The following is a 19,962-nucleotide window of genomic DNA, read 5'->3' on the forward strand; positions in this document are numbered from 1 at the left end:
CTTCCCCTTACTGGTTCGCGTGACAACTCACACACTTAAGCTGCGCCCCCCAGGTAATGCCCGGTTGATTGACGTGGCACGCGGTGAGGCATGTTTTGCTCTGGGCATTCCAGGTGGCAACACTCAGGTCGGCACTATCGTATGAGGTATCGGTCTTGTAGCCTCCGCTGCGTGACCAACCTAAAGCATTGGCAACGTTGGCCAATTGGGCCTTGGTCTTAATGGTTATGGGAGCGAATCTTACTTCTTTGGCACCATTTATGTGCAGTGCAGTATCGGTTATCTCACCTGCCTGAAGCGGAGTTCTGCTGCCGGGCTTGTGGCATGTGGCACAGCGGAAATCACTGCTGGTGTCGTACATGGCATAGGTGTCGACTTTTGTGCTGCTGACAATGCCGCTGTGACAGGTGTAACAGGATATGGTCGTCGCCAGGCCCGGGTTACCATGGGCCATGTTGCCACTGGAGGAATAGCCGAGATAGCCGTTTCTGTTGTTGCCCACATAGGTGTTCATGTAGTGGATGCCGGTCATGTGCGCGGTTTCAGCGAATGGTCGGACCCCATTGTCACCCAAGCTTGATTCTGCTACATAATGGGACTGGCCCGCATATCGTGGAGGATTGTCATGGCACATGGCACACCTGTTGCCGGTGAAGGTACCGTACCAGTTGGGAGTCTGACGATAATCACCCGCAACCAGCACTTCTGCTGTGCCGGTAGTACGACCGTTTGAGTGGCAGTAGACTGTTTCACAGGTAAAGTTATCTGCTGCTGTTTTGGTAAACCCTCCAGTATCAGTGGTGATCAGGTTGTTGAGGGAAACCAGATGGCTTGCCCCTGGCTTGTCTTTCCTCAGGATGATCTCAACCACATTGTTGCGATGGGTGGTGTCGTCTGCGGCAGGATGGCAGTTGCCGCAGCCGTAGCGGTAGAAAGTGCCCGTCGATCGGTTTGCAGTGAAGTTATAGAAGGATATCATCCCCGCGCTGATCAGATTGCCAATGTGAGCAGCATGCGCCCCGCTGAGGTTTGCGTGGCAGGCATTACACCCGGCACTGGCAGCATCCCCCCAGCGGGGACTGCCGCCGCCATGGCAGCTGATGGTGCTGCAGGTCCTGGTGGAATAGTTGTAATCGGCGGTTAGACCTGCCTTGGCCGTATCTAATTTTACATTTACACTGCCATTGAGGTGATTGGCGTTCGAAAGTATTGCCGTCCCTGCCGTGGTGACCGTATCAATGTGGCAGATCTCGCAACTGGCGGCGCCGGTGACGCTGACGCCGGAAATTTTAAGCTTTTGCGTATGGGTGGCGTGGCTGTTTGCCTTGAAGAGGCCGAGCCCTTCATTGGCGTAATTAGGTTCACCGGCAACGCTGGTAAAGGCTGCAGGACTGGCTACACCGTGGCAACCAACGCAGTTGGTGATTGGAGTTCCCCCTGTCCAGCTAACCACCATGCCGGGGCTTCTCTTGCCGTCACTGTGGCAGTACGAAGTATTACAGGCAGCTGCATCCTTCCCGGCCCTGGCCCCGGAGTAGTTGACCAGCAGATTCCCATGGATGCCCTGGTCGATAACCGAGCGGTCACCGGCAACGGTCTGGGCATGACATTCGGCACAACCATAATCAACACCATTGAGTGCAGCCTGATTGATATGCTGGGTATGGCTACCGGTTTTGATATCACCGGGGGCAGCAGCCGTATTGCCACCATGGCAGCCGGTACAATCAAACGGCATGGCCGCACCCCAGACGGCGTCGGGTGAGCCTGTCCCATGACAACTGATATTCGAACAAGTTTTCGATCCTGGATATAGAAAGGTTTTCCCTCCACCCGGCGCGACCTGAATGAACCTGTCAATGTGATCGGCTCCGGAAAGTTTGCCATCCGCAGCCACCGTCCTCCCATGGCAATAAACACATGTAGAAGAACCGGAGGTACCGACATGCTTCTTGTGGCTGTTGGCAAGATCGAGCCCACTGCCGGTACTCGTATAGTTAGGCTCACCGTAGATACTGGCGAAGTCAGCCGGAATAGCTGCACCGTGGCAACCTGTGCAGTTATCTATGGCCGGCCCCGTTGCCCAGTTGACTGCAATGCCTGAGCCCCCTTTGCCGTTGGTGTGGCAGTAGGCCGTATTACATGAAGCAGCATTCTTGCCTGCTCTGGCACCGGAGTAGTTCACCAACTTGTCAGGATGCAATGTCGAATTGCTGATTGTACGGTCGCCGCTTACCGTCTGGGCATGACACTCGGCACAGCCGAAATTGGTTCCGTTTACTCCTGCATTATTGATATGCTGGGCATGCTTGCCAGTCTTGATATCGCTGGGAGCTATGGCCGCGTTGCCGCCATGACAACCGGTACACTCTGTGGCAAAGGTGGCGCCCCAGACCGCATTGGGGGATCCTGAGCCATGGCAGGAAATGGTCGAGCAGGTCTTGCCGCCCGGATAGGCGAAACTCTCTCCACCACCCGGGGCCACTTGGATGGTTTTGTCCAGATGAGCGGCGCCGGTCAGTGCCCCTGTTCCGGTAACCGTACCCGTATGGCAATATACACAGCTCCCGCTTCCCCCAGCCATGTGCTTTTTATGACTGTTTGCCCTCGTTTGGCCTTCACCGGTAGAGGCATAGTTAGGCTCCCCATAGACTGAAGCAAAGTCGGCAGGGATTGCCGAGCCATGACAGCCGACACAGTTGCCAATCGGTGTCCCACCCGCCCAATTCACCACCATGCCTGCGCCCCCCTTGCCATCGCTGTGGCAGTAGGCAACATTGCAGGCAGCCTTGTTCTTGCCGGCCCTGGCCCCCGAGTAGTTGACCAGCTGGTTCAGGTGATTGCCGGGCATGCCGATGGTCCTGTCAGCAGTGACAGTCTGGGCATGACATTCGGCACAACCGAAATTCACACCGTTGACTGAAAGCTGGTTGATGTGCTGCCCATGCATGTCTGAGGCAATGGGTGCTACACTGTCGGCATTGCCGCCATGACAGCCGGCACAATCTGCGTTGAATGTGCTGCTGCCCCAGGTTGCATCCAGCCTTGGCGGTTGTCCTTTGCCGTCCGTATGGCAGGCAACGTTGGTACACTGGCCGTAGTTGTCACTGGGGGCCATCTCGCCGGTAGCACCCTTCCAGAGACCTTTGTACGCTGCATTGGCTCCAACACGGGGGTCGCTTACCTTCATTTCCCAGCGCAAACTCCCTTGCACATGGGACATATCTATGGCCGGATGACAAAGGTCACAGTTGCCGCTTTCTGCCGACCAGACCGGCACCACATGCTTCATATGGCTCCCCATTGTCGGTGGACTGGCGGCATTGATTCCGTGGCAGCTGCCACAGGCATTCTGAGAACTTGAATCCCATTTGGGGATCGTATTGGTCCCACCCGTGAGAGGTGCCTTGACCTGGGTAGAGCCCACCTTGACACCACCGCCATGGCAGTAAACATTGGCGCATTTGTTGGCAGCCGGATAATTGGTGACCACAGAGGCGATAGTCGTATTGGCGGTGCCGGAGGCAATGCGATAGCCGCGATTGCTGGAAGAATATGGAATATAGGTACCGCTGGTTACCTTGCCGCCGAAACCATAGAAGCCAATATCGATGGTGTTGCTCAGGTTGGGCATCTTGATGGTGCCGTTGTTGATGTAGTGACAGGTATCGCAAACCATGTTGCGGGTCTGGGTGTGTGTTGCATGGGCGCCGACCTGCCCGGAGGGCATGGCATTGGACGGTCGAGGTTTACCGATCAAGCCGTAATCGCCGCCAAGAACCGCTGCCGTGGGCGGGTTCCCGTGGCAGCCGCCGCAGGCTGCCTTAAAGCCGGTATTATGTTTGTGACAGGAAGTGCAGACTGCCTGGGGTGTAGGATGGGCCAGGCCGCCACTATTGTTGGCCGTGTTGAAGTTATGAAACTGGTTCGCACTATGGCAGATCTCGCAAATACGGCTGGAAGTGGCGTGCCCGTCTTTGTCATAACCCATGCTGGTGGAATTGAGAAAGGTCACATTTACTGATGGCGCGCCGTTTGGCCAATTTTGGCCGTTGGGTGTAGTAATTGTCTTGCGGATGTTTTTCAGGTTGTCGGCATCAGGCTCGTGGCAGGTGGCACAATCAAATTTCCCGTATTTCCCCCCGGCAACACCCCACCCTCCCGCTGCCTGCCATTTTGTCGATGCTGTATCGGCACTGTTGTGAAGAAGGTCAGCTGCCTGGACACTGATAACGGAAGCAAAAAGAAGACCGACGATGGCAACTGCAAGGCACCACGCCATATTCAAGCTCCGGTGATCATTATTCAGATTCTGTCGAATCATCTTCATCGTCATTTCACCTTTTGTCCCGATAGTCATTGCTTTCATGCACCCTCCCTCCTCACTGGTTGACATGGCAGCTGACACATTGCAGCTGCGCTCCCCAGGTAATGTTGGGCTGGTTGACATGGCAGGCAGTAAGGCATGTCTTTGTTTGGGCATCCCAGACAGAGACACGCAGGTCTGCGTAATCATACGAGTTATCAGCCTTGTAGTCGCCGTTGCGCGTCCAGCCGAGGGCATTGGCAGCAACTGACAATTGGGCTTTGGTCTTGAAGTCGATCGGTGCAAAGGCGACATTCTTGGCGCCGTTCACGTGGAGGGCTGCATCGATGATCTCACCAGCTTGCAGTGGTGTTCTGCTGTCTGCCTTGTGGCAGGAACCGCAATTGAAGATGCTTGCTGTGCCTGCCATGGCATAGGTATCAACCTTTGTACTGCCGACGATGCCGCTGTGACATGTATTACAGCTGATGGTAGTTGACACTGCACTGTTTCCATGTGCCGTGCTGCCGCTGGAAGAATAGCCGAGGAAGCCATTTCTATTGTTCCCTTTGGAGTTGTTGCGATAGTGAATGCCAATCATGTGGCCGCTTTCCTTACCCATGCTCGACTGGGCCACATAATGGGACTGGCCTTCATAAAGCGGTGGATTGTCGTGGCACATGGCACACTTGTTACCGGTAAAAGCTCCGCCGTACCAGTTTGGCGATTTCCTGTAAGCCGGATTGACGGTATTCCTGCCGTCACTGTGGCAATAGACCAGGTCACAGGTAAAGGTTGTTGTGCCATCCTTGGTATATCCCGCGCCGGCAGTGAGAATTTGCTTGTTCAACCTCCTCAGGGCGCCGATTCCCAATGCGTTGCTGGACAGGTCCATATCACCATAGGTGCCGTTGCGGTGGTTGCCGGTCGCAACTGCCGGATGACAGTTGGCACAGCCATAGCGGTATATGGCGCCGGCCGAGTTGCTGGAGGTATAGTTATACATGGTGGCGAAGTTGGTGTTCCAGAGGTCGATACCAACATGCACTGCATGGGCCCCCGATGACATGAGGTTGGCATGACAGGTCTTGCAGCTGACGCTGGCAGTATCGCCCCATTTGGGCGCAGGGGAGCCATGACAAACGGTATTGCTGCAGGTACGGCTGATCTTGTCATAGGTGGCCGAACCTGCCTGTGCCGGATCAAAATAGACATCAATGGATCGGTCAAGATGCAGGGAATTGGCCTTGATCTGAGTGCCGGTAGTAGTGACCGTACTCACATGGCATATTTCGCAGCTGGCTGCTCCTTTAAGGGTCAGATTATTTGTATGGGTCTGATGGCTGTTGGAGGTGGCAGAACCTGCAGTACCGGTGTTGGCGTAGTTCGGCTCACCGGCCTGGCTGACGAAGGTTCCCGCACCGGTTGCCGTACCATGGCAGCCCACGCAATTAACGAAGGTTGCGCCGGTGGACCAAACGACAGCACTTCCAGGCATAGCCTTGCCATTGCTATGGCAATAGGCCGTGTTACACGCCGCAGTGTTCTTGCCTGCCATGCTACCCGAATAGTTGACGAAGCCATCGGCATGCCTGGTTCGATCACTTAAGGTTGTATCACCGGCTACGATTGGTGCATGGCACTCGGCACAGGTAAAATTGCCGCCGATATCCGGATTATTCATATGGGAAGTATGCCGGCCGGTCTTGATGTCACTGGGTGCAGCGCCGGCATTGCCACCATGGCAACCGGTACAGCCAAGACTTCCTCCCCAGGTGGCAGTGTTGGTTCCCGTACCGTGGCAGGCGATGTTGGAGCAGGTCCTGCCAACGCCGCGATTAAATGTCTTGCCGGAGATACCGGAGGTCGAATAGCTGATGTAGCTGTTGGTATGCCTGGTGTTGACGGTGGAACCGGTGACACCGACCACATCCGCATGGCAGTAGTAGCAGGTCCCTGCCGCCCCGGCTCCCACGTGCACCTTGTGGCTGTTTGCACGCAAAGTGCCGGCAGTCTGGCTTGCATAGTTCGGTTCGCCGGCGGTGCTGGCGAAATCGGGAGCCGAATCGTTTCCGTGGCAACCGATGCAGTTACTGTAGATGGTTTTTGAGTTCCAGCCGTTGGCGGAGCTAAAGGCAACGTTCGCCTTCCCTTTTCCGTCGGTATGGCAGTAGGTATTGGAACAGTTGCCTTGCACGGAATTGTAAGAGGCACTGCCTCCGGCCCGGACACCGGAGTAGTCGAGGAAGCCATTGCCATGTTTTGTCGCCTCGGCAAAGGAGCGTTCATCGGCATTGATCGTTTTGGCGTGGCACTCGGTGCAGTTGTAATAGGTACCGAGGGTAGCGGCATTATTGATATGGGATTTATGACTGCCGGAACTGATTGGAGCAAAGCTCAAATGGTTGTTGCCGTGGCAGCCGGTGCAATCTTCAGTGACAGGCGCGCCCCAGATTTTGCTGAAAGACCCTTTTCCGCCGTGACAGCTGATGTTACTGCAGGTCTTGGTTCCCTCCTCGTAGCCGAAGCTCTTGCCGTTGCCTGCCTGGACATCAATCTGGCGATTGAGAATGTGTGTGGAGTTGCTGGAGAAAATCGCACCGCCCGCATCGACTGTACCGCCATGACAGGAAGCGCAGCTTAATCTTCCATTATCCACGTGATTCTTGTGATCGTTGGCGCGCAGGGTTCCGGCACCGGTACTGGCGTAGTTGGGTTCCCCATAGCCGGAAGTGAAGTCCGCCGGACTGCTGTTGCCGTGGCAACCCAGGCACCCCAGCGTTGTTGCACCGGATTTCCAGCCGTTAAGGCTGGTGAAAGTCTTGTTCGTACCCCCTTTGCCATCCGTATGGCAGTAACTGGCCGAGCAGACACCGGTTGCCGTCGTGTAACTGCTCCTGCTACCGGCCAGGGTACCAGTGTAATTCTTGAAGCCGTTGCCGTGAACCGCACTATCGGCGATGCTTCGGTCGTCAGGATCGACGGTCAAGGCATGGCAGGTGGCACAGGCAAAATTTTTGCCCAGGAAGGTCGGGTTATTAATGTGAAGCTTGTGTTTGCCTGAACTGATCGGAGTGAAACTTATGGCGTTGTTGCCATGGCAGCCGGTGCAGTCTGCGGCGAATTTCTGGCCCCACTTTGCTTCTGCCGGCCCTCCATGGCATGAAATATTGGAACAGGTCCTGTTACCAAGGTAGGTGAAGGTCTTGCCGCCGCCAGGGGCGATATTTTTCATACCGTTCAGGTGGAGGGTCCCCACCTTCAGGCCGATAGTGGATACTGTATCATTGTGGCAATAAACGCAGGTATTCAGGCCGATGCCACCCATGTGACGGTCATGGCTGTTGGCAAATGTCGTATCCGCACCGGTGTTTGCATAGTTTGGCTCACCTGCAGCACTGATAAATGTTCCTCCTGCAGATACCCCGTGGCACCCCTTGCAGTCATTGATTACCGAGCCGTCTTTCCAGGAAACCGTAACGGCGGGGGAACCGCCTTTTCCATCACTGTGGCAGTAAGAAACAGAGCATGTCCCCGTTGAGCTGTTGTAACGACCCGCCCTGGCACCCGAATACTCAGCATATTTGTTGACGTGCCTGCCCACATTACCGATGGTGAAATTGTTAAGGACGGTATTGGCATGGCAAACAACGCAGCCATAATTGGTGCCCAGGAAGCCCACATTATCCACATGGGCCGTATGTTTGCCGGTGTTGACAGCGTTACCAGTCTGGGCAGCCTTGTGGCAGGCGTCACATGCCAGAGGACCAGCTTCACCCCAGCCGACGCTTTTTTTATTCCCCTTTGCATCCGAATGGCAGTAGTTCGCCGAGCAGCTGCCGTAGCCGTTGCCGGGCGCGTTGGCCGGCATCTGATTATAGGCACCGCTATATGCGTTGAACACCACCTGGATGTTGTCGTCGAGATGGGTCATCAGGATACCGTCGCCGCCATAACCGTTGTGGCAGGTGGCGCAGTCGTAAGCATAATTGCCAATGTGGCGGGTGTGGGCACCGCTGCTGATTATTGTTCCGTCACCCTGCTTGCCGCCATGGCAACCGTCGCATGCAAGAACAGTCGTAATCCCCCAGGTGACTGTCTTGTAGCTGTCCGGTTCGCCAACTCCACCGTTGGGCTGAACATTACTGTGGCAATAGATGTTGTTACAATCGCCGTAAGGGGCTACGCCGGGGAGCGTCGCCGTGGAAAACCGCTTGTAGCCCTTATAGGTGGCGGATGGCCCCTGTTCCGACAGATTCCATGCCACTCGCCCATTTATCATATGGGGGCTCACGTAATCGTCGTGGCACCTGGTGCAGGCCATCTCCAGATCTCCAACATGTCTTTTGTGTGCACCGGGTGGAACCGGGTTCGGCGGGTTGGCTGGAGTGGTACCATGGCATGCCGCGGCATCACAGGAGCGCTGAATGCCACCAAGGGGGCCATGGGTCCATGAAATCGGTCCCTTGTAAGGATCAGCTTTCCCGGCATCTACCGCCCAACCGTCACCATGGCAGTAGATACTGCAGCTGTTCACACCTGCTTCGCGCAAAAGTGCGGTACCGGGATTTCCCGGAGCAACTGCAAAATTGTTTGTGAACGGAGGACCGATGGTGCCGGTATATGTTCCGGCCATTACCGTTGAGATACCGGAAAATCCTTTCCAGGTCTTCCTGTCGATTCGGAAACCCATCTCGATCATGTCATTGCCATTGAGAATGCCATGACCGTAATTGTTATGGCAGGTATAGCACTCCATTTGCTCAATGTTGCGGTGGCGGTGATGAGCGCCGGCATCGGCGGGGGGATTGAAACCAAGGGTGTTACTGCCATACACCATGGTTGCCGGGCTGGTTGGGGGTATCCCGTGACAGGACGTACACTCACCTACCTGAGGGGCCTTGTAGCCTGTGCTGTGCTGATGGCATCCGTTACAATCTCTCCTGTTACTGCTCCCTTTTGGTCCATGTTCCGCATGTACAATATTGGATAACTTGCTGGCACTGTAATTGTGGTAGAGGGTCCTGTGATGGCATACCTCGCAGACATTGCGGGAGCCATCCTTATAATCAGTCCGTTCGTCATTTCCGAAAACACCGGTTATCCCATTGGACGTTGTGGTATAGCGGTCGAAGATGACTCTTCTTTTACCTGTGGGAGTGGCAATAGAATAGTTGATGTACTTGATGTTCTTTCCCGCTTTTCTATTGTGACAGGTAGCACAGGTATACTCGCTACCCCAAGTTCCGTATTTGCCCGAAGCAGTGTTGGTACTGTTATGGATCAGTTTGAGAGCATCGGCACTTGCAGCCGTCGGGAAAAGATGATCTGCTATAAAAAAACCAATGATCAGTAAGGCCACGATCATTGTCATGACGCTTGCCTGGGTCTTGCTGCCTGTTGCAGCAACACTTCCCACTTTATCGTGTCTCATATGGTTCATCTCCCTTTACCCGCAAATCGCATCTGACGCAGGGCTAAGCAAACCCCGTAAAAAAGCTGAATCTTTCGCAAATGCAGTTAGTTCACGACTCATTAAAAGCAGACCCTATTTCTAATGAGTTTATTAAGTCGTAATAATTACTTTGATTATATGTATAGCGAAATTAAACAGGTTCTTGTTAAGCAGGATTAATGCCAAAATTGAGTTTTTTTCATTTAGCATTGCTGACTGGAACCAGAGGCGCTTAGCTGTCGAATTTCTTTAGTTTTAGCGAATTGGGAAGTATGGGGGGAACCAAGGTAAATAGGTAATTTAACAGGTAGGAAAGGGAAACAGCCTGTTTGCAGGAAAGGATACCGTAACTATTGAAGGTCAAATTCTGCAGACAAAAGCCTGCTGCCGTAAGGAAAAGCATCCGTTTTGCAAGCTATGTTCTTCACTCAAAAAGCATGTGGCGCCAGCTTGGTACTGAACTGCTCCTGCAGATCCATGTGGACCTCCGGACATGTTATCTTCTGGCGGGATGGATTTGGAGCTACTTCAGTCTTCTATTTTTTTCTTCTCTCATAATATGACTCGCTCCATATCACCTTCGAAGGATCGAACTTCTTCATCTTCGCTGCATCGTCAACATCTTTCTCAAATTCGGATTTCGCGGCCCTGCGCTCCTCAGCCTTTTTCTTCGACTCCTCCCTGGGAGTCGGCCCCACCCTGTAGATAGAATCGATAGTGAATTTTTTGGGGTCCTTTCGCCGCCTCTCAAGGCGTTTTTTCTCATTGAGCGTATAGGTATCGACGAAGGCCTCCAGTCGCGCGTCGATCTTGTACATCTGCTCACCGGCATCATTGACGTGGCCGATAAGCGGCTCGGCCGGTTTTTCTATCACCTTCACCTCATAGAAAGCGAGGCAGCCAGCTTTGTTCACCAGGTTCTTCACGTGCGTTTCAACCATCGTCTTGTGATCCGAATTCGCCTGGGTGGTTATGGGGAAGAGGTTCTTCGCGACCCCAGGACCGCCAACATTGTCGTTGAGCAGGTGTCCCTTGATATACGTCTCCCCTCCCGAGCGTCCCTTGCCGACCTTACCGACAGTCGGAAGGATGGAGAAAACTTCCGCCTGCTCCGAATCCTTCGGGCTTGTCCCCTGTCCGTGGTTAGGAGCAAGATACTCATATGTCATGTGGTAACCGGCAACGGAAGACTTGTTGCCGATCCTCACACTTCCAGTACGGTAAGTAATCACCGGCTTTACTTCGACATCCCCCACTTTGACAGGCTCGGCAGACCCCGCAATTGTGGTTTCAAATATATCCAGCAGTTCCGCGAGCAATGTCTCCAGCTTCGCAGGTGTGTCCTTCGGTTTCTCTTTGTTTTCCTGAGCCGCCTTTTGCAGAATGGCGTCGAGTTTCCCTGCTTCGTCGAGTTTCGGTTTCGCCCCCTTCATTGCAGTGGTCGCATCGGCACTCCCGGCATCCGCTTTCCACCGGTTGATCCTCGCCTGCACCTCCGCCGGGTCTTCACTTGCGACCCATGGGCGCGGTTTCGCCTCCGTTCTCTTGAAGAAGAATTCGTGCTTCGCCCCTTTCGGCGTCCTGAAAGAGCTTTTCCTTTTCCACCAACCTACTATAGCGCCTCCTGTATCCTTGGCTGTTTTCCACAACTTCTTCGCCCCGGCAACGATCCACTCCACTACCTTCTCCAGCGCTTTGTCAATGGGGGCACGGACCTTGTTCATGATGCCGGTGGTTATGTCGGTCACCTTGCCGAGACCGACCAAGCGGGCGAGAAAGCTGATCACCATAGTAAGCAGCCCTGCCATGGTCTGCTCGACCCGGTTTGCCGCAGCGGCAATCGCTCCCGATGCGATGGCGGCAATGGAATCGAGGAAGGATTTCGCCACCTGGGTGATCTGCTTGATCCGTTCGATGAAGAACATGATCGTGTTGTAGATGGCGATGATTGCCTGGATGATCGCCCCTGCCGGGTTCAGGCTCGTGACGAGCTTGGTGATGGCACTCTCCACCACCTTCACGATAACGAAATTGCGGATCTCCTCCAGAACAATCTCCTTCAGGTTGGAAAGCTGCTCCTTTATCTTCTCCCAGGCGGCCGCGGGGCCTTCCTTAACCAGCGTGACAACGATGTCGAAACCGGTTTCCATGGTCTTCACCACCGTCTCCCCGACCGCACGCACCAGCTTCTGCCGGATGTTCTGCCAGGTCAGTCCGAGAACGGAGAGAATGAACTTGATAATCTCCTTCATGTCGAACGACTGCGGAATGTAGATGGCGGCACCAGCGAGTGCCCCGGTAAGCCACTGGAGAAGGCTCGTCTTGAGGTGCGTACCTATGTTGGTCGAGAACTGCCTGAATCCCTGGATCCCCGCCTTGACAAGGTTCCCGACGAACCGGATCGGGTCCTTCAGAATCGTCCGGAACACCTCGATCCCTTTTTTCAGGTAGGGAATGGCAGCCGGAGCGACCACTTCGAAGATGATCTCCAACAGGTTCCAGACGGCATTCCCGGCCCAGGTCACGAACTTGCCGACGAAGTCGCCGAAAACCCCTGCAACCTTCACGAATGCACGGGGAACAAGGACAATGTCAGCCAACTCAAGTGACTGGAGGGTCTTCACGAAGAGCGAAGGGACCTGCCTGACGAAGCCGACCAGCGAGGCAACCGCCCCCTGAAACCAGGCCCAGGCGCGCGCCACGGCATTGGCCTTCTTCAAATTCTGCCACACCTCTTCCTGGCCGATCAGCTTCATGAAGCCGCCGATGAGCGTCTCAGCGTTTCGCGGCGCCGGTTCTCCGGTCACCGGGTCCTGCCCCAGTATCGCTTTCAGCAGGTCGTATCCCCGCGTCCCCTCGGCCAGCTTCGCCAACGGGCGCAGGATCGCCTCCCTGATGAGCCTCAGAATTCCTGTGATGAGCCCCTTGACAACGCCGACGATCCTGTCGATCGGCTCGGTGAATATCCGTTTCGCCCTGTCCCATGCACCTCCCAGGTCCGCCAGATCTCTCATGCCGAGGGAGTCGATGAATGTCGTGACAGCCTGCTTTATTGCCGAGCCACTCATTCCCAGAGCGGAGATCTGCTGCTCGACCCACCTCCCGACCTTGTCGAAGATGCCGTGGTTGTCGAGCGCCTGGGTGATGAGGAAGCCTCCCGGCATGAACTCGATGACAGCGCGGAGGATGTTGGCCGGGCTTCGGTCGACTCTGCTCATGTTGATCGGGTTGACGCCGAGGATGATGGTGAACATTCTGAAGCCCGGTATGATCGCCGCCTTTTCGGCGATGTAGTTCAGCGGGCTTGCAAATCCGAACAGGCGCTGCACCATCGGCGGAGAGGTCTGCGTAATGCCTGGATCTCCGCTCCGCTGGAGAGTTCCTCCCTGCTGTACCGTGTGAGTGAGCTCGTGGGCGATCAGCTCTTTTCCATCGCCGCTCTCAGGCCTGAAACGGTCTTTGCCGAAGAATACGTGATTTCCGACGGTGAAGGCCTGCGCATTCAACTGCCTATTTAGCTTCGCTGAGCTTTCACCGGTGTGAATCCGCACATTCGAAAAATCTGTACGGAACCTCGGCTCCATGAAGCTGCGCACGCCGTGGGGAAGAGGCTTTCCTCCCGGCATACTGCCGGAGATCCCTGCAGCAACGCTCGTCGCTACGCTTCCTTCTCCCTCTCCCTTGCGCTGGATCTTTTCTTTCCCTTCTTCCCTTTTCTTCTTCCTGAGAATTCCTGAATCGGCAAATCTCCGGAGATAGGGAGAGGTCATCCTTGAAATGCTGTCGCTGGGAATGGTCCTTACCGGAGAGAGCGGAAGCGGCATCCGGGCGACCTTTTTTGCGGTCATGTCGGCTTCCTGCTCGGTCCTGTCGTGGGGGGAGGAGATCTTGAGCGCAGAGGTCTGCACCGAAAAGGGCGCCGTGGCATGGGAGGTCTTCCGCTGCACCCCTTTAATCGAAGCGGCAGATTGATTCACTGCCGGCTTCGTTATCGTCTTCGCGTGCTTAGCCGTCTGCATCAGATAGCCCTGCCCTCCTTGTATAGTTCCCTGCGGATTCCCTCTTCCACATCGTCAAGAAGTATTGTTGTGCTGTCTTTACTTACCGCCTTCAGGGATGCGAAACGAACGACATTCATTATCGTCCCCCCCGTCAGCTCGTACTTCTCCGCTATCCTCTCCAGGTCCATCCTCTCCTCCAACTCCGCCTTGGGTGAAAAGGCATTCCTCCAGATCCGCAGGCGTTCGGACGGTTTCGGAATGGAGAAATGGATTATCGACTGGAAGCGTCTCACAAAAGCGTCATCCATATTGGTCCTGAGGTTGGAGGCCAGGATGACCACGCCGGCAAACTCCTCTATCCGCTGCAGAAGAAAACTTACCTCCTGGTTCGCATACCTGTCATGGGAATCGTCGACGCGCGTCCTCTTTCCGAAAAGAGCATCAGCCTCGTCGAAAAAGAGAATCCACCTCTTGTGCTCGGCCATATCGAAAACTTTCGCCATATTCTTTTCGGTCTCGCCGATGTACTTCGATACGATCATGCTCAGGTCGATTCGGTAAACATCGCGGCCACACCTTTTCCCCAGCAATGATGCAGATAGAGTCTTTCCGGTGCCTGGAGGGCCGTGAAAAAGCGTGATAAAACCCGGCTGGAGCTTCTTATTCATCTCCCACTCCTCCAGCAACCGCTGTCCGTGAAGAATCCAATTCCTGATCTCTTCAATCTGCTCCATCGTAGCAGGCGGTAGAATGAGATCGTCCCATTCGAGCTGCGTCTCGATCAGACGTGCCGGAAAATCCGAATTATAGGCGGGTTTCCGCTCTTCACCGGTTGTAAACCACTGAAGATGCTCGCGAGAGATGATGAGTGGGCCGCTCAGCACCGGCTCCACTGTGGAAGTGGGTGACAGGTGCAGGATGTTGTGACGTGCAAAAAAATGGTCGCCGTCGAAGAGCCTCACCACTTCAAATCGCATCCCGAGATCGTCCCCCGCAAGTATGAAGGCCGCTGTCTCCCCGGAAGGGATGAATCCTCCATGCGTGCTTCCGTGCAATCCCCCGAATTCGGTAAATCCACGCTCGGTAGTCTCGTTTTTGCTCCACAGGACGTCGAGGAGTTGGGGACGGAGATGTGGTATGAGTGCGAGCACAAGCACCAGCCGTTCGTTAAATGAAAGATCGTAATGCCGCACGAATTCCCCATAGCAAGAATTGCTGGTGGAGATATCAGGGGGAGCAATCTCTAAAATCGAGCCCAAGGCGGCGTCCTTGTTGAAATAGAGCCGGATGCGGGCATCGAGGACATCGGCAAACCAGGAAAGTTCGGCGGCGAGATCCTGTGCGTTTTCGGAGGAGGCGGCTACCATTCCACGTATACCGGTATTTTCATCCATGGCAGTTTCACGATCCCCATGCTCCACGGCAGATGCTCAAGGAGCATGTCGAAAGGCCGTCGCTCCACATTCAGTCTCCAACCGTACTCCTCCTTTCGCAAAAGTCCCCGGCGCTGCAAGAAGGCGGAGCGGAACCCCTCGATGGAGGTGTTTTTCAAGGCCATCCAGTGGGATACCACCGCGCGAAGCAGCGCTTCCGATTCATCCCGCTCTTTTTGAGCGAGAAGTCCCTCGCACACCGGCAGCGGAACCTCGGGATCCAGTCCGAGCAGTATCTTCGTCAGGGCGAGTTCAAATTCGTACACCTCGTCGCTCCCCGTCGCGCAAAAATGCAGGAGGGCGGCCGCACGCGCCCGCTCGGACGGCAGGAGCACTTTTTCCGAAGTGGCAATTCCGGTGGCATCAAAGAAGCGCGGGAGAAACGGATGAAGCAGGATCAATCCTGCCTGCCCCACCGACAACGGAAAAAGATCTGACTTGAACGCGTTGTCGGCACGAATTCGAGTACCTGTCGAGAAGACCTCTTCCCCTCCCGGCGAAACCTCCGGAATCTCGCCGGCAGACAAGGATGATTCCTCCTTCTCCCGCCGGACAGCCGACGCATCACCCGCTCCAGTGGGGGTCCCGATACCCTGAGGATGCGGTACAGACTGTGCTTTTGCTGCATTATCTTCAACATCTTCAAGGGGGACGGCAGAAAGAAGGCTTCCCGTAACGTTCCGCGTGGCCTCTGTTCCCGGTTTTTCTCTCGTTAGTCTAGCTTCCTTTTCCAACGATTCCCGGCGCTTGCCTGCGTTAAATGATCCGGGACGTTCTGTGCCGGCACCCGGTACAGCTGTCTCCCGGCTGCTGTCATTTGTGCCTCTCTCCCCCTGTCTCTCCATGTAGAAAGAACTGTGTCGTCGAGTCTCGGTTACCGCTGCTGCAGTTTCTCCTACCGTGGGATCGACGGACGAAGGGTAATTGACGGCATTGGCGGGCGTACCATTCTCAGGAAGAGCGTTCCGGGAAACACCCGCTCGCAGCCGTGAGATGCAGCGCTCGACCGTCTCCGCCTCTTGCTGCGGTACGATAGTGCCTTCAACCGCGGCACATAGCTCCTCAATGATGTCTCCGCCAGGCTCTGCCGCCCATTTCGCCAAAACAGCCGCCCCCATCCTCAACTGCGTGTGGCTGCTCAAATGGAATTCCTTGTCATCCAGGAGCAGTTTCAGAGCTTCGTCGGCCGAGACACTTCCCCCCCTTTTTGCCTTCCCCCCCGGCAGTTCCGTTGCAAGGCGATAAATGTTCTCCTCCCCAACAATCTGCAGGAGGCGGAAGAATTGGAATGCTTCAAGCCTGTTGCTCCCGATGAAACTGATCAGGTCGCCCCACCGATCCCGACAGCTAGCGCGAAGTGTGGCCGCCGCTTCCGACTGTGGGACACCCGACCCTTCCCATGGCAGATATCCGGTCTCAAGGTAGTGAAGGAGAGCTTCAAAATCGCTCACCCCGCCGGGCGATTTTCCCGCATCTGAACCTCTAGCCGCAGTTCTCGGCCTGTGGAGAAGATGAGAACGAAGTTGCTCCCGAACCTGCTGCAGGATCAGATTAGGAAGAAGTTCCTTCCATTCCCCCTTTGCATTGATTTTCAGGTTCACCTCGATCTTCGGTATCCGCAGTGGATGAGCCCCTTCCGCCGCTTCGTCGAACGCTTGTTGCAGGACCGGCAAGAGAATCTCTTCCCCCTGCTCACGCAAGTACTTCCGTAGCGCGAACGCCTCGGCGGCAGTCCCTGTGCGGACTGTCCATTGCTGCTTGCGAATACGGTGAGGGGCTGATGTCGGCATTTAAACGTCCATCCGTTACCCCTGTGGCGGATTTTGTTTATCCACAGGTGTCGCAGGGGAAGAGGGCACATCGGGCTTTGGCGTATCCTTCACTATCTTGCTTACATCACCCTTCTTTATGGCAACTTTGTTTATGGGAACCTTGCCCCCGGCAACCTTCGCCGCTTCGGAAGCACCGGACTTTAGTACATGGTTAGTCACGGCTTCTGTCTTTAGGTAACGTGTCATGGAGATATAATCGGACAGCATGAAATCCGCCACGACAGTCCCTTCGTAATCGACGATGACAAAGGTGCCCCCGCGCGACACTCCACCGCAGTGCTCGAATCCGGGATTCCGGCAAAAGAGATCGCTAAATTGCATCCTGTCCCCCAGCGCTTGAGTCAATCGACGGAATAACCCGAGGCCGACACTTAGCAGTTCCCTGGCCTCTTCGGCTGCGATCTTGTTGAGACCGCTTGCACGCGCAAAATTAATAATGTCGAAAATCATCCAAAAGTCCCGCCATTGATCGGAGTTAAAATTCAGTTTTGCCCTAAGCAGTTCCGTGTACATCTTGTCTATAACCTGCGTCAGCTTCTCGATCTCGATACTGTCATCGACCTTGGCATCGCCGATCATCTTGACAAGTCGTTCACCCGCCATAGCAACGGCGTGCTCCCTGCTTTTCGGCTCCCACATTTCGTTTTTGAGAGTAACCGGCAGCACGGCAAAGGGGAGGTTGTAGCACAGGATAAGGGTCAAGAGACGCCTCGTCACCACCTCCACATCCTGACCTAGGTGCCCTTCTATCCTGAAAAAGGAATTGTCGCAGAGGGAAACTTTCAATGGCTCCTGCCGCTTCGCTTCCTCCTCGAATAGCCCCGACATTTCCTTTTTCGACGAACGGTCGATGACGTCCTTAATTGATTCGTGGACACGTTCCAAGCGGGCAAGAACAGCCGGGTCCGCTTGGAGCATAAACCTTTCCCGTTTATACTCTGGTCTCTGCAAGACAGGGGCTTCTGCAAGCACCGCGGTTTCCGGGCGAATGCTAACAACTGTGGAATAGTAATAAGGAGTCTGCCCCTCATTCAGTAGACAATCTCCGCGCCTGCCAGTCGGTGTCACTGCCACCCAATCCACCGCTGGTACCTCGAAGCTCCCGATCATCCAGTCGATTTTTTCAAGGAGCTGAAGAGCTGTCTCAAGAGCCTGCTCGGCTTTGGAACAAACCGCCGGTTGAAAGGAGGTACGAAGGCGATCAGTCCTACCGCTGGCTAAGCCTACCAGCAGGTGCTTCGGAAACAGGTTGTAATCGGGAGCACAAACGGCGCCTGCAACAACTGCCGCTTCTCCCAGGCTGTTGCAGCACTCCAGAAGAGTTTTAAGTAGATCGTAGTAGTACTGAATGCCCAATGGGTACTTCTCTTCATTTAAACCGACGGCCTTCAATAACTCTTTCAACTGTTCCGGACTCTTCTCCGGATTAAACCTGTCGTGGATCCCCATCAGTATTTCTTTCCATTTTTTTAGGAGACCTTCCAAAGGACCTGCTATGAACGAGGCGACAGGCTTGCAACGTAGGGGCAAGCTATTGAAGAACTTATTCAGGTTCCTCTCGCAGGCATCCCAGTAAGCATCCTGCAACACCTTGTACCAAAGTCCTGTTCCAGCCTCGCCTGTAAGGAATGGCAGCGGGCTTAAAACCGGACGGTCGGCGAGTATCTTCGAAAATTCGCTGTTCTGACCCCGTCGGATCGCAAGGGAGGCCACCTGTTCACAGTCAGCCAACAGCACCTTGACCTTGTTGACCCGTTCCTGCCCCAAGTTGTCGCAGTCGGTGGCCGAACAGATGTCCCTATCCGTGATGTAGCTCTCCACGTAGAGGATGACCGCCATTTTCTGAAAATTGGAGAGTGTGGCCAGCGGAGTAGCGTCTTCTTCACAATACGGCCTCTCATCCAGCAGCTCGTAGAGCTCGATCAGCTTTCCCTTTTCCGTATCGCCACCGTAGAAGGGAGCATAGCGCGGCCGGCTCTCGTCGAATGTGGTGAACCACTCGAAGATGCGCGGGGCGGAGAAGACGACCAAGTCGCCATCGGTGGTCACCCCGACTCCCTTGCCGATCTCGATGCGGGTCTCTTCGAGGGAGATGTCGAACCCGCAGAGGATGCCGACGCCGATCAGGTTCACCCGTGTCAGGCGTGTCTGGTCGTCCAGGTATTCGGCTATGCTGTTTAACTGGTCGTGTGTGAGCACCTGCCCCTTCTCGAAAATGCTGTACATCTCCGATATATGCTGCAGCGACTGCACTGCATCGCGACCCGGGGGATGGAACGGCTCCTCGGCAGGCTTCATTGTCGCAAACTCCAGACCTTCATCGTTCACAAATCTGGCCGAAAATCCCCATTCGTAATGGGTTTCCGCAACGGCGGCCAGCAAAACATTCGTCCCCTTGTAGAGACATACCTCCGCCGACCTCTCCGCCACATCCACTTCCATCTCGCCCGCGAATTTCAGCTCATCGATCTCCTCACCGTTCAGCCACACCCTGAGAGAATCGTCGTTTCTGACGAAAAGTTCTGTCTGCCGGGTGTCTGGTGAATGGATATAGACAAGAAAGAATGCCAGACAGTGGTGCTTGTCGGAAAAGTCGTGCAGGGAGGTGTTCGAGAAGTCATGGAGCCGGCGGATGTCATCCCCCGTATCATGGGGATTTTCCCAGTCATTGACATGGAAAGATGCGCGCTGCCAGGTGCAGCGCATGTCATAGAAACTGCTGCGGTATTGCACAGCGTCACCCTCTTCGGGTGAGACGCACAGTGACCTGGTGATGTCCAGCGGGCGGATACCGCCAAACGGTGAAACGATATCGTTTATGATCTGTTTTGCCGTGGGGTGCCCGTCTCCGGCGTGGTGAGAGAACGACTGGTGTTTCACATTGAAAATTGGTCCGAGAACAAGCCATTCGCTGATGTAATTTGACATGGGCGTC

At 55.0% G+C, this 19,962-nt stretch carries 6 protein-coding genes; all 6 read right to left on the reverse strand.

The features are described 5' to 3' along the window. Positions 1–7 precede the first annotated feature (7 nt). On the reverse strand, positions 8–4,369 hold the full coding sequence (locus tag GEOB_RS18650) for a CxxxxCH/CxxCH domain c-type cytochrome (protein ID WP_012648804.1): 4,362 nt from the start codon (positions 4,367–4,369) through the stop codon (positions 8–10). A gap of 13 nt (positions 4,370–4,382) precedes the next feature. Further along, on the reverse strand, positions 4,383–9,740 hold the full coding sequence (locus tag GEOB_RS18655; RefSeq protein WP_012648805.1) for a CxxxxCH/CxxCH domain c-type cytochrome: 5,358 nt from the start codon (positions 9,738–9,740) through the stop codon (positions 4,383–4,385). Positions 9,741–10,297: 557 nt separating this feature from the next. Further along, a complete protein-coding gene (locus tag GEOB_RS18660) occupies positions 10,298–13,780 on the reverse strand; it encodes an eCIS core domain-containing protein (RefSeq protein ID WP_012648806.1) in 3,483 nt (1,160 codons plus the stop codon). Further along, entirely contained in the window at positions 13,780–15,156 is a 1,377-nt protein-coding gene (locus GEOB_RS18665; RefSeq protein WP_230198989.1) for an ATP-binding protein, read from the reverse strand. Before GEOB_RS18665 ends, GEOB_RS18660 begins: the two co-directional genes overlap by 1 nt. After that, the gene (locus tag GEOB_RS19550) at positions 15,123–16,985 is read right to left on the reverse strand and encodes a contractile injection system tape measure protein (RefSeq protein WP_012648808.1); all 1,863 of its coding nucleotides are present in this window, start codon (positions 16,983–16,985) and stop codon (positions 15,123–15,125) included. Before GEOB_RS19550 ends, GEOB_RS18665 begins: the two co-directional genes overlap by 34 nt. A gap of 15 nt (positions 16,986–17,000) precedes the next feature. Next, positions 17,001–19,955 (reverse strand): hypothetical protein, encoded by a 2,955-nt coding sequence (locus tag GEOB_RS18675; protein ID WP_012648809.1) that lies wholly within the window; start codon positions 19,953–19,955, stop codon positions 17,001–17,003. Positions 19,956–19,962: the final 7 nt, after the last annotated feature.

The sequence above is a fragment of the Geotalea daltonii FRC-32 genome (assembly GCF_000022265.1).
GTDB lineage: Bacteria > Desulfobacterota > Desulfuromonadia > Geobacterales > Geobacteraceae > Geotalea > Geotalea daltonii.

Bases quoted from the DNA above. Each gene is read 5' to 3' on its own strand.
- GEOB_RS18650 (WP_012648804.1), bottom strand. From the start codon at position 4,369: ATGAAAGCAATGACTATCGGGACAAAAGGTGAAATGACGATGAAGATG.
- GEOB_RS18655 (WP_012648805.1), bottom strand. From the start codon at position 9,740: ATGAGACACGATAAAGTGGGAAGTGTTGCTGCAACAGGCAGCAAGACC.
- GEOB_RS18660 (WP_012648806.1), bottom strand. From the start codon at position 13,780: ATGCAGACGGCTAAGCACGCGAAGACGATAACGAAGCCGGCAGTGAAT.
- GEOB_RS18665 (WP_230198989.1), bottom strand. From the start codon at position 15,156: ATGGATGAAAATACCGGTATACGTGGAATGGTAGCCGCCTCCTCCGAA.
- GEOB_RS19550 (WP_012648808.1), bottom strand. From the start codon at position 16,985: ATGCCGACATCAGCCCCTCACCGTATTCGCAAGCAGCAATGGACAGTC.
- GEOB_RS18675 (WP_012648809.1), bottom strand. From the start codon at position 19,955: ATGTCAAATTACATCAGCGAATGGCTTGTTCTCGGACCAATTTTCAAT.